The sequence below is a fragment of the Pseudomonas bubulae genome, assembly GCF_037023725.1.
GTDB lineage: Bacteria > Pseudomonadota > Gammaproteobacteria > Pseudomonadales > Pseudomonadaceae > Aquipseudomonas > Aquipseudomonas bubulae.
The window spans coordinates 700,089-711,997 of record NZ_CP146077.1 but is presented as its reverse complement, the minus strand read 5'-3'; the positions used below and the strand labels follow the sequence as shown (position 1 = coordinate 711,997).

The 11,909-nt window shown below is 56.1% G+C and carries 10 protein-coding genes; 6 read left to right on the top strand and 4 right to left on the bottom strand.

The window, feature by feature from the left end:
- The first annotated feature begins 125 nt into the window (after positions 1-125).
- Positions 126-1,013, top strand: coding sequence for a LysR family transcriptional regulator (locus V6L81_RS03235; protein WP_094999582.1), 888 nt, complete (start codon positions 126-128; stop codon positions 1,011-1,013).
- 71 nt (positions 1,014-1,084) lie between these two features.
- On the opposite strand, the gene gyrB is transcribed toward V6L81_RS03235, so the two are convergent.
- The 4 genes from gyrB to dnaA are packed head-to-tail and all read right to left on the bottom strand — an operon-like array spanning position 1,085 to position 7,274.
- On the bottom strand, positions 1,085-3,502 hold the full coding sequence (gyrB, locus tag V6L81_RS03230) for a DNA topoisomerase (ATP-hydrolyzing) subunit B (RefSeq protein ID WP_016782862.1): 2,418 nt from the start codon (positions 3,500-3,502) through the stop codon (positions 1,085-1,087).
- A gap of 5 nt (positions 3,503-3,507) precedes the next feature.
- Positions 3,508-4,611 carry a DNA replication/repair protein RecF gene (gene recF / locus V6L81_RS03225; RefSeq protein ID WP_094999581.1) on the bottom strand — a complete coding sequence of 368 codons (1,104 nt, stop codon included), beginning with the start codon at positions 4,609-4,611 and terminating at the stop codon, positions 3,508-3,510.
- A gap of 21 nt (positions 4,612-4,632) precedes the next feature.
- Positions 4,633-5,736: a DNA polymerase III subunit beta gene (dnaN, locus tag V6L81_RS03220; RefSeq protein WP_016782864.1), complete on the bottom strand. Its 1,104-nt coding sequence runs from the start codon at positions 5,734-5,736 to the stop codon at positions 4,633-4,635.
- A gap of 38 nt (positions 5,737-5,774) precedes the next feature.
- The gene (gene dnaA, locus V6L81_RS03215; RefSeq protein ID WP_095031564.1) at positions 5,775-7,274 is read right to left on the bottom strand and encodes a chromosomal replication initiator protein DnaA; all 1,500 of its coding nucleotides are present in this window, start codon (positions 7,272-7,274) and stop codon (positions 5,775-5,777) included.
- Between the two features lie 563 nt (positions 7,275-7,837).
- Here dnaA and rpmH point away from each other — a divergent pair.
- The 5 genes from rpmH (at position 7,838) to mnmE (ending at position 11,760) form a co-directional block, all read left to right on the top strand.
- Positions 7,838-7,972 carry a 50S ribosomal protein L34 gene (gene rpmH / locus V6L81_RS03210; RefSeq protein WP_003213577.1) on the top strand — a complete coding sequence of 45 codons (135 nt, stop codon included), beginning with the start codon at positions 7,838-7,840 and terminating at the stop codon, positions 7,970-7,972.
- Positions 7,973-7,988: 16 nt separating this feature from the next.
- Positions 7,989-8,390 (top strand): ribonuclease P protein component, encoded by a 402-nt coding sequence (rnpA, locus tag V6L81_RS03205; RefSeq protein ID WP_019828646.1) that lies wholly within the window; start codon positions 7,989-7,991, stop codon positions 8,388-8,390.
- On the top strand, positions 8,383-8,616 hold the full coding sequence (yidD, locus tag V6L81_RS03200) for a membrane protein insertion efficiency factor YidD (protein WP_019828647.1): 234 nt from the start codon (positions 8,383-8,385) through the stop codon (positions 8,614-8,616). Before rnpA ends, yidD begins: the two co-directional genes overlap by 8 nt.
- Positions 8,617-8,629: 13 nt before the next feature.
- Positions 8,630-10,312 carry a membrane protein insertase YidC gene (gene yidC / locus V6L81_RS03195; protein WP_094999579.1) on the top strand — a complete coding sequence of 561 codons (1,683 nt, stop codon included), beginning with the start codon at positions 8,630-8,632 and terminating at the stop codon, positions 10,310-10,312.
- Between the two features lie 80 nt (positions 10,313-10,392).
- Positions 10,393-11,760, top strand: a complete 1,368-nt coding sequence (mnmE, locus tag V6L81_RS03190; RefSeq protein ID WP_094999578.1) for a tRNA uridine-5-carboxymethylaminomethyl(34) synthesis GTPase MnmE — start codon at positions 10,393-10,395, stop codon at positions 11,758-11,760.
- Positions 11,761-11,909 lie beyond the last annotated feature (149 nt).

The following is an 11,909-nucleotide window of genomic DNA, read 5'->3' as shown; positions in this document are numbered from 1 at the left end:
TTCTTGTCCTACACCATCCTATTGATTATTTTCGTGTTGCAAACGCGAGATTTCACCCATGGCTTGTGCGTTTTTGCACAGTCATCCGTAAGCCACATCTGATGTAGCGCTCTGGGGGGTTGATCATGTTCGACTGGAATGACATGCGGTACTTCCTGGAGTTGCAGCGCAGCGGACGTTTACTCACCGCCGCCAAGCGCCTGAACACCACCCATAGCACCGTTGCACGGCATATTGAGAGCATCGAGCAACACTTGGGCGCGGCTTTATTTGTGCAATATGCCCAGGGGTACGAACTGACCCCGGCCGGGCAAGCCTTGCTCAAACATGCCGAAGCGATGGAAAACGTCGCACTGCTGGCCCAGGAAGAAATCAACCAGTCCCTCACCCCCTTGGGCAAAATCCGTCTGGGTGTCACCGAGGGCATTGGCATCATGTTTATCACCTCGCGACTGCGGGGTTTGTTTGAGCGTTATCCAGGTCTGGAGGTGGAACTGGTCGCAGTACCGCGCTTCGTCAGCATCCTCAACCGCGAAGCAGAAATCAGTATTCATCTGGACCGTCCCAACGCCGACCTGTTGATAACTCGCAAACTCACTGACTACCGGCTCGCGCTCTATGCCAGCCGCCTTTATCTGGACAAGGCGCCGCCTCTGAACAGCCGCGACGATCTGGCCAACCACTACTGGATCGGCTACGTCGACGACCTGTTGTTCAGTCAGGAGCTGCTGTTCCTCAATACCTTCTGCCGCACCCCGACCGTGACCTTTCGCAGCACCAGCGTCATTGCCCAGCAACAAGCCGCTCGCGCCGGCCTGGGTATCGCCGTATTGCCCAACTACATGGCCGCTGACGACCCCGACCTGGTGCGTGTATTGCCGGGCGAGTCTGTGCAACGCAGTTACTGGATCAGCACCCGCCGTGAACTGCACAAATCCGTAAGGTTGAGGGTGGTGTGGGATTTTTTACTGGAGTTGTGCCGCGAGGAGAGGGCGGTGCTGTTGGCGCCATAGTCATTTTTTAGCCATTAAAAAAGGCCAACGCTGAGCGTTGGCCTTTTTGGGTACTGCGGGTCAAAACAGGATCAGAAATCCAGGTTGGACACTGCCAGTGCGTTGCTCTCGATGAATTCACGACGTGGTTCTACAGCATCGCCCATCAAGGTGTTGAAGATCTGATCGGCGCCGATCGCGTCTTCGATGGTGACTTTCAGCATGCGACGCACGCTTGGGTCCATCGTGGTTTCCCAGAGCTGATCCGGGTTCATTTCACCCAGACCTTTGTAGCGCTGGATGGTGTGACGCTTGGTGCTTTCAGCCATCAACCAGTCCAGTGCTTCCTTGAACTCGGTCACTTGCTTGCGACGTTCGCCACGCTGGATATAGGCGCCTTCATCCAGCAGGGTGCTCAGTTGAGCGCCCAGGGTCACAACGGTTTTGTAATCGTTGCTGCCGAAGAAGTCGCGGTTGAAGGTGATGAACGTCGAGTGGCCGTGGGAGATCAGTTCGACCTCTGGCAACCAGACATTACGCTCACGGTCTTCACGCAGGCTGGCTTTGTAGACCAGGCCCGATTTCTCAACCAGACGCAGACGCTCTTCAAACTTGGCCATCCAGTCCTGCATGGCAGCGTGGTCACCCAACTGCTCAAGGCTTACAGCCGGCAGGTAGATGAAGTGCTCGGTCAGCTCCTGAGGGTACAGGCGCGACAAACGCTTGAGGGTCTTCATCACCATGCGGAAGTCGTACACCAGACGCTCCAGTGCCTCACCGGAGATGCCAGGAGCATCTTCGTTCAGGTGCAGGCTGGCATCTTCAAGAGCCGACTGGGTCATGTACTCTTCCATGGCCTCGTCGTCTTTGATGTACTGCTCTTGCTTGCCCTTTTTCACTTTGTACAACGGTGGCTGGGCGATGTAGATGTAGCCACGCTCGATCAGCTCCGGCAACTGACGGAAGAAGAAGGTCAGCAGCAGGGTACGGATGTGCGAACCGTCAACGTCAGCATCGGTCATGATGATGATGTTGTGATAGCGCAGTTTGTCGATGTTGTACTCTTCGCGGCCGATGCCACAGCCCAGCGCAGTGATCAAGGTGCCGACTTCTTGCGAAGAGATCATCTTGTCAAAACGGGCTTTCTCGACGTTGAGGATTTTACCTTTCAACGGCAGGATGGCTTGGGTACGACGGTTGCGACCCTGCTTGGCGGAGCCGCCAGCAGAGTCACCTTCCACCAGGTACAGTTCGGACAGAGCAGGGTCTTTTTCCTGGCAGTCAGCCAGCTTGCCCGGCAGGCCCGCGATGTCCAACGCGCCTTTACGACGGGTCATCTCACGGGCTTTACGTGCAGCTTCACGAGCACGGGCTGCGTCGATCATCTTGCCGACAATCAACTTGGCTTCGTTCGGGTGTTCCAGCAGGAAGTCGGAGAAGAACTTGCCCATTTCCTGTTCAACAGCGGTCTTCACTTCGGAAGACACCAGCTTGTCTTTAGTCTGCGAGCTGAACTTTGGATCCGGCACTTTCACCGATATGATCGCGGTCAAGCCTTCACGGGCATCATCACCGGTGGTGGCGACCTTGTGCTTCTTGGCCAGGCCTTCAGCTTCGATGTACGTGTTGAGGTTACGCGTCAGGGCAGAGCGGAAGCCCACCAAGTGCGTGCCACCATCGCGCTGTGGAATGTTGTTGGTGAAGCACAACAGGTTCTCGTTGAAGCTGTCGTTCCACTGCAGGGCGATTTCTACGCCGATGCCGTCTTCACGCTGAACATTGAAGTGGAACACCTGGTTCACAGGGTTCTTGTTGGTGTTCAGGTAATCAACGAATGCACGCAGGCCACCTTCGTACTTGAACAGCTCCTCCTTGCCGCTGCGCTCGTCCTTGAGGACGATACCCACACCGGAGTTCAGGAAGGACAGTTCACGAATCCGCTTGGCCAGGATGTCCCAGCTAAAGTGGATATTCTTGAAGGTTTCAGCCGAAGGCTTGAAGTGGATCTGCGTACCCGTGGTTTCGCTTTCACCCACAATAGCCATAGGCGCCTGAGGAACACCGTGGACGTAGGTCTGTTCCCAGATCTTGCCGCTGCGGCGTACAGTCAGGACCAGCAGTTCGGACAGGGCGTTTACCACCGAAACACCTACACCGTGCAAGCCGCCGGATACTTTGTAGGAGTTGTCATCGAACTTACCGCCGGCGTGCAGCACGGTCATGATGACCTCGGCTGCAGATACGCCTTCTTCTTTATGCACGTCAACCGGAATACCGCGGCCGTTATCGCGCACGGTGATGGACTCGTCCGGGTGGATCGTGATGGTGATGTCGTCGCAATGGCCAGCCAGCGCTTCGTCGATGGAGTTGTCGACTACTTCGAACACCATGTGGTGCAGACCGCTGCCATCGTCAGTATCACCAATGTACATACCGGGACGTTTGCGTACGGCATCAAGGCCTTTCAGCACTTTAATGCTCGTTGAGTCGTACGTGTTTTCTTCGCTCAATGCCTTCACTCCCGATGGTCGTGGGTCTGGGTGATACAGCCCTGTTCCACGTGGAACAGGGCAACTGGCGTTTCCGTCTGCCAGCCTTCCCTCAATAATTCGTGGTCTACACAGGTAATGAATACCTGGCAGCGTAAGTCTTCCAACAAGCGACACAGTGCGTTGCGATGCTGCTCGTCCAGTTCGGACGGCAAGTCATCCACCAGATAAATACATTGGCCTCGCCGGGCCTGGCTGACCAAGTGCCCCTGAGCGATGCGCAGCGCGCAGACCACCAACTTCTGCTGCCCCCGCGACAAAATATCTGCGGCGTTATTTGCACCCAGCTTAAGGCGCAAATCAGCACGTTGTGGCCCCGCCTGGGTATGCCCCATTTGCTGGTCCCGGTGGACAGACGCGGCGAGTACAGCACTCAGCTCACGGTCTTTATCCCAACCACGGTAATAGCTCAGCGTTAACCCCTGGAGATCCAGCAGCTCGCTCAGGGTCTGCTCAAAGACTGGTTTCAAGGCTTTGATGTAGGCGCGGCGGTATTCATCAATTTCAGCACTGGCCAGGCACAGTTCCCGGTCCCAGGCCGCTTGTGAAACGGCGTCGAGTGTACCATGCCGCAGCCATGAGTTCCGCTGCCGCAGGGCCTTCTGTAGCCGCTGCCAGGTCGACATGAACCGCGGTTCAACATGGAACACGCCCCAGTCGAGAAATTGCCTGCGGATCTTTGGGGCCCCTTCAAGAAGTCGGAAGCTGTCCGGGTTGATCAATTGCAGCGGAAGTATCTCGGCCAATTGCGCAGCACTGCGCGCATTCTGGCCGTCGATACGAATCTGGAACTCCCCCTGACGATCCCGCGAGACACCCAGTGCACTGTGTCCGCCTTCTGCCAGTTCTACCTGACCAAAAACTGTACAGCTCTGCTGCTCATGCTGGATAACGGGGTTCAGCCGCACACTGCGAAACGACCGCGCCAACCCTAGCAGGTGGATAGCTTCCAGCACGCTGGTTTTGCCGCTGCCGTTGGCGCCGTACAGAATATTGATGCGGGGGGAGGGGGAGAAGGTCACCGGGTGCAGGTTACGCACCGCGGTGACTGTGACACGACTGAGGGACATCTAGCGTGGGCTGTGCATAAGTTACAGGCGCATCGGCATGACAACGTAGGCCGAGTCGTCGTTGTCCGACTCCTGGACCAGGGCGCTGCTGTTGGAGTCCGACAGGATCAGACGCACTTGTTCAGTGGTCATGACGCCCAGTACGTCCAGCAGGTAGCTCACGTTGAAGCCGATCTCCAGGGAGCCGCCGTTGTAATCAACGCCAACTTCTTCTTCCGCTTCTTCCTGCTCCGGGTTATTGGCCTGGATCTTCAGCTGGCCATTGGCCAGTTGAAGGCGAATACCGCGGTACTTTTCGTTGGACAGGATCGCGGTACGGCTGAACGCTTCACGCAGTGCCTGACGGTCACCGATCACCACCTTGTCACCGCCTTTAGGCAGAACGCGCTCGTAGTCCGGGAACTTTCCGTCTACCAGCTTGGAGGTAAAGGTGAATTCGCCGGTGGTCGCACGGATATGGTGTGCACCCAGAACGATGCTCACTTCGCCGTCTGGCTCGGTCAGCAGGCGCGCCAGCTCGAGGATACCCTTGCGCGGTACGATCACCTGGTGACGGTCTGGTTGGCCGATATCGGCTTTCATCGAGCACATGGCCAAACGGTGACCGTCGGTAGCTACGGCACGGATGATCCCGGCCGACACTTCCAGCAGCATACCGTTGAGGTAGTAACGAACGTCCTGCTGGGCCATGGCAAAGCTGGTGCGCTCGATCAGACGACGCAACTTGCTCTGCTGCAGGCTGCAGGTCAGCGAACCCGGACCTTCTTCAACCGTCGGGAAATCGTTGGCCGGCAACGTCGACAGGGTAAAGCGGCTACGGCCTGCCTTGACCACCAGTTTGTTGTCATCAAGTTTGATGTCGATCAGTGCATCGTTGGGCAGGCTTTTGCAGATATCCATCAGCTTGCGCGCAGGCACGGTGATTTCGCCTGGCTCGGCCGGCTCTTCAAGTTGCACCCGACCGACCAGCTCGACTTCAAGGTCAGTACCGGTCAGCGACAGTTGCTGGCCTTCGACAACCAACAGCACGTTGGACAATACCGGCAAGGTCTGGCGGCGTTCTACTACGCCGGCGACCAGTTGCAGGGGTTTCAACAGGGCTTCGCGTTGAATGGTGAAATGCATGGTCTAGTCCCTTGCCTTAATAAGCTGCGCTGGTGTCATCAGGTTGTCAGAGTTCGCAGCAGGTTCTTGTAGTCCTCGCGGATGTCCGCGTCGGATTCCTTGAGTTCGTTGATCTTGCGGCATGCGTGCAAAACCGTGGTGTGATCGCGACCGCCAAACACATCGCCGATTTCCGGCAGGCTGTGGTTGGTCAGTTCCTTGGACAGTGCCATGGCGACCTGGCGTGGTCGCGCTACCGAGCGCGAACGGCGCTTGGACAACAAGTCCGAGATCTTGATCTTGTAGTACTCGGCCACGGTGCGCTGAATGTTATCCACAGAGACGAGTTTGTCTTGCAGCGCCAGCAAGTCTTTTAGGGACTCGCGAATCAGCTCGATGGTGATGTCGCGGCCCATAAAGTGCGAGTGAGCGATAACGCGCTTGAGCGCGCCTTCGAGCTCACGCACGTTGGAGCGAATGCGCTGGGCAATAAAGAAGGCTGCATCATGGGGCAGATCAACCTTGGCCTGATCGGCCTTCTTCATCAGGATCGCTACGCGGGTCTCTAGCTCCGGCGGCTCGACGGCAACCGTCAGTCCCCAGCCAAAGCGCGACTTCAGACGCTCTTCGAGGCCTTCGATTTCTTTCGGGTAACGGTCACTGGTCAGAATCACTTGCTGACCGCCTTCAAGCAGGGCGTTGAAGGTGTGGAAGAACTCTTCCTGGGACCGTTCCTTGCGCGCAAAGAATTGAATGTCATCGATAAGCAAAGCATCGACCGAACGGTAGAAGCGCTTGAACTCGTTGATGGCATTGAGCTGCAGGGCTTTAACCATATCAGCTACAAAACGCTCGGAATGCAGGTATACGACCTTGGCATTCGGGTTCTTCTTTAACAGGTGGTTACCCACCGCGTGCATCAAGTGAGTTTTACCCAGACCTACGCCGCCATAAAGGAAGAGCGGGTTGTAACCATGCTTGGGGTTATCCGCCACTTGCCACGCCGCAGCGCGGGCCAGTTGGTTGGACTTGCCCTCGACGAAGTTTTCAAAGGTAAAGGTGCGGTTCAGGTAGCTGGTGTGCTTCAGGGCACCTTCAACCTGAACGGTGCGCTGTTCGGCGCGCACGGGTGCTTGCTGCGAGCTGGCGCCTGCCATCGGGTCGAAGCTGGCACGCGAAGGCTCTTCGCTGGCGGGCTCGGACTGCTTGGGCGCGGGTGCAGAGACTGCAGGCGTAGGCGCGCTCGGCGCCGGGGCTTGTTGAGAAGCCGATGCAGCCAAGGGCGCATTGGGGGCAGCACGAGGCGCCGAACTGCGTTTGCTGCCTATTAACAAGGACAACGCTGGCGCCATGCCATTGCTGTGCTCATTCAACAGTTCAAGCAAACGGCTCAGGTATTTTTCGTTAACCCAGTCGAGAACGAATCGGTTGGGTGCATACACACGCAACTCGTCGCCTTCGGCTTCGACCTGTAGTGGACGGATCCAGGTGTTGAATTGCTGGGCAGGCAGCTCATCGCGCAAAAGCTCCACGCACTGCTGCCAAAGTTCCACTGACACGGATATCCCCTAAGTTGAAAGCCGGTGAGGCAAAAACAGGCGCCATTGTAGCGACCGCCGCCCCACTTATCCACATGTAGCTGACCTGCATATAAGGCGTTGACAGGCTTTTTACTGTGAACAAAGCGACAAATGGTATGTGCATAAGGTCTGTGGATAAGCGGGCCTGAGCTCGTTGCACAAGTGGGGGTAAAACTCTGTGCATAACACGACTGTGGATAAGTAGCCCTTTCATGCACAGCTTTTCCGAGGGTGCAGCACAGGCAAAGCACCGCTTGTGGACAACCTTTCTGTTCTCTGAAAACCTTGCTCTACAAGGGCTGCATAGAGTTATCCACAGCAGAACGGCTCTATAAGAGTAGTAAGTTCTTTAAAAGAGCTTTAAATACTTCGTTTTTTTATTTCTATAGTTGGCAGGCACAAGACTGGTGCAAAACGGCAAACATCTATTTAGCAGTAAACGCTGGTTGGAAATTGACCTATCGGCTTGCATTCTCTAGAATCGCCGGTCTCTTAAAACGGGGGCCATTCCGGCCCGTTGTGGACGAACCAGGTAGCACGACATGAAACGTACTTTCCAACCAAGCACTATCAAACGCGCCCGCACTCACGGTTTCCGTGCTCGCATGGCTACTAAAAACGGCCGTGCAGTCCTGTCGCGTCGCCGCGCCAAAGGCCGTGCACGTCTGGCAGTTTGATAATCAGACAATGGTGGTGAGTCAGGACTTCAGTCGGGAAAAGCGGTTACTCACTCCCCGACATTTCAAGGCAGTCTTTGACTCCCCCACCGGCAAGGTTCCGGGGAAAAATCTCCTGCTCCTTGCGCGTAGCAACGATCTTGATCACCCCCGCCTGGGGTTAGTGATCGGGAAAAAGAGCGTAAAGCTCTCCGTTGAGCGCAATCGCCTTAAGCGTTTGATGCGTGAATCGTTTCGTCTCCACCAGGATTTACTGGTTGGTTGGGATATCGTTATCGTCGCGCGCAAAGGTTTGGGTGACGTAGAGAACCCCGAATTGATTCAGCATTTCGGCAAACTCTGGAAGCGTCTGGCCCGTAACACGCCAGTTCCAGCGGTTAAAACCGAAACTGTAGGGGTAGGCAGTCCTGATGCGTAAACTGGCACTCGTTCCGATCCAGTTTTATCGTTATGCCATTAGTCCTTTGATGGCCAGCCACTGCCGTTTCTACCCCAGTTGTTCCTGCTACGCGTTGGAAGCCATCGAAAATCATGGCCTTCTGCGCGGCGGCTGGCTGACCTTTCGTCGTTTAGGTCGCTGTCACCCGTGGAATCCCGGTGGTTACGACCCGGTTCCACCTATCCCTACCTCCCGTTCTTCTTGATGGCCGAGTAATCATGGATATTAAACGCACGATCCTGATCGTCGCTCTCGCAGTCGTGTCCTACGTTATGGTTCTGAAATGGAACCAGGACTACGGCCAAGCTGCCCTGCCGACTCAGAATGTTGCCGCCAGCACCACCGCACCGGCTTTGCCCGATACGGTTTCAGGTAACAACGTTGCAAACAGTGCCGATGTACCCAGCGCCAATACCGATACCAGCACACCGACTGAAACCCCGGTGGCTGCAAGCAAAGACCTCATCCACGTAAAAACGGATGTTCTGGATATCGCGATTGATCCACAGGGTGGTGATATTGCCCAGCTGCGTCTGCCGCTTTATCCACGTCGCCAGGATCACCCGGATGTTCCTTTCCAGTTGTTCGATAACGGCAACGAACGCACCTATCTGGCCCAAAGTGGCCTGACAGGCGTTGATGGCCCGGACGCCCGTCCGTCAGGTCGTCCTGTTTTCAGCACCGAGAAAAAGACCTACGAACTGGCCCCAGGTCAGGATCAACTGGTTGTTGATCTGAAATTCAGCGAAAACGGCATCAACTACATCAAACGTTTCACGCTCAAGCGTGGTTTGTACGATGTACAAGTTAGCTATCTGATTGATAACGAGAGCGGCAAGCCGTGGAACGGCAACCTGTTCGCGCAATTGAAGCGTGATGCCAGCTCCGATCCTTCTTCCAGCACCGCCACCGGTACTGCGACTTACCTGGGCGCTGCCCTGTGGACAAGTGCAGAGCCGTACAAAAAAGTGTCGATGAAAGATATCGACAAGGCTCAGCTGAAAGAAACCGTACAAGGCGGCTGGGTTGCCTGGTTGCAGCACTACTTTGTGACCGCGTGGATCCCTCAGAAAGGCGATAACAACGTCGTTCAGACCCGCAAAGACAACCAAGGCAACTACATCATCGGTTTCACTGGCCCAACATTGACTGTTGAACCGGGCAAAACCGCTGAAACCAGCGCTACGTTGTACGCCGGTCCGAAAAGCCAGGGTGTACTCAAAGAGTTGTCCCCAGGCCTGGAACTGACGGTTGACTACGGCATTCTGTGGTTCATTGCCCAGCCTATCTTCTGGCTGCTGCAACATATCCACAGCCTGGTCGGTAACTGGGGCTGGTCGATCATCTTCCTGACCATGCTGATCAAAGGGATCTTCTTCCCTCTGTCGGCCGCCAGCTACAAGTCGATGGCCCGCATGCGCGCTGTGGCACCAAAACTGGCCGCTCTGAAAGAGCAGTTCGGTGATGACCGCCAGAAAATGTCGCAAGCGATGATGGAGCTGTACAAGAAAGAGAAGATCAATCCACTGGGCGGCTGCTTGCCGATTCTAGTGCAGATGCCGGTCTTCCTGTCCTTGTACTGGGTACTTCTGGAAAGTGTTGAAATGCGCCAGGCGCCGTTCATGCTCTGGATTACCGACCTGTCGATCAAAGACCCGTTCTTCATTCTGCCGATCATCATGGGCGCAACCATGTTCATCCAGCAGCGTCTGAACCCGACTCCGCCGGATCCGATGCAGGCCAAGGTGATGAAGCTGATGCCAATCATCTTCACCTTCTTCTTCCTGTGGTTCCCGGCTGGTCTGGTGCTGTACTGGGTTGTGAACAACTGCCTGTCCATCGCTCAACAGTGGTACATCACGCGTAAAGTCGAAGCGGCTACCAAAAAAGTCGCTGAGTAACTTACTCTGATACGCACCACTCAAAACGCCCCCTAGTGGGGCGTTTTGCTATCCGTCACTTTTGTTTTGAGGCCTGTTTTATGAGTGTTCCGGCAGAGACTATTGCTGCAGTAGCGACCGCCCAAGGCCGAGGTGGTGTGGGGATCGTACGTATTTCCGGCCCACTCGCCCGTGTTGCGGCCAAAGCGTTCAGCGAACGCGAACTAAAACCGCGCTATGCCCATTACGGCCCTTTTTACGGCGACAACCGCGAAGTGCTGGATGAAGGCATAGCACTCTACTTCCCCGGGCCCAACTCCTTTACCGGCGAAGACGTCCTTGAACTGCAGGGCCACGGCGGTCCGATTGTTCTGGATATGCTGCTGCAGCGCTGCATCCAGTTGGGCTGCCGTTTGGCCCGTCCGGGGGAGTTCAGCGAGCGGGCCTTTTTGAATGACAAGCTCGACCTGGCCCAGGCCGAGGCGATTGCCGACCTGATCGAGGCAAGTTCTGCACAGGCTGCGCGTAACGCATTACGTTCCTTGCAGGGTGCTTTCTCTCAACGTGTGCATAACTTGACCGAGCAATTGATCGGTTTGCGTATCTATGTCGAAGCAGCGATTGATTTCCCGGAAGAAGAAATCGACTTCCTCGCCGATGGCCATGTGCTCGGTATGCTCGACAAGGTTCGTGAAGAGTTATCCACCGTACAGCGCGAAGCCGGCCAGGGTGCTTTGCTGCGCGACGGCATGACCGTGGTGATTGCCGGGCGGCCCAATGCTGGAAAATCGAGCCTGCTCAATGCCCTGGCCGGGCGTGAAGCGGCGATCGTGACCGAAATCGCGGGTACTACCCGTGATGTGTTACGCGAACACATCCACATCGATGGCATGCCATTGCACGTTGTCGACACCGCAGGTCTGCGCGACACCGATGACCAGGTTGAGAAAATTGGCGTGCAGCGCGCACTCAAGGCCATTGGTGAAGCTGATAGGGTATTGCTGGTGGTTGATGCCACGGCACCGGAAGCTGATGACCCGTTTGCCCTGTGGCCAGAGTTTCTTGAACAACGCCCGGATCCGGCGAAGGTGACCTTGATCCGCAACAAGGCGGATCTAAGCGGGGAGAATGTAGCCCTTGAAGTCAGTGAAGATGGCCATGTCACCATCAGCCTGAGCGCCAGATCTACAGAAGGCCTGGACCTGCTGCGGGAACACCTCAAGGCCTGCATGGGCTATGAGCAGACCTCGGAGAGCAGCTTCAGCGCACGCCGCCGCCATCTGGAGGCATTGCAGCACGCCAGCAAGGCACTTGAGCATGGCAGGGCACAACTGACTCTGGCGGGCGCCGGGGAGCTATTGGCCGAGGATTTGCGCCAGGCACAGCATTCCCTTGGCGAAATTACCGGGGCATTCAGTTCGGATGACCTGCTGGGACGGATCTTCTCCAGCTTCTGTATCGGTAAATGACCCTCGTAGCAGCTGCCGTAGGAACGAGGCTGCGTTCGGCGGCACAGCCGTCGTAAAATCAGACACTGTGGTGTGCCAGTTAAAACCGGAGTTCAGGATTTACGACGACTACGTCGCCGAACGCAGCCTCGTTCCTACGGCAGCTGCTA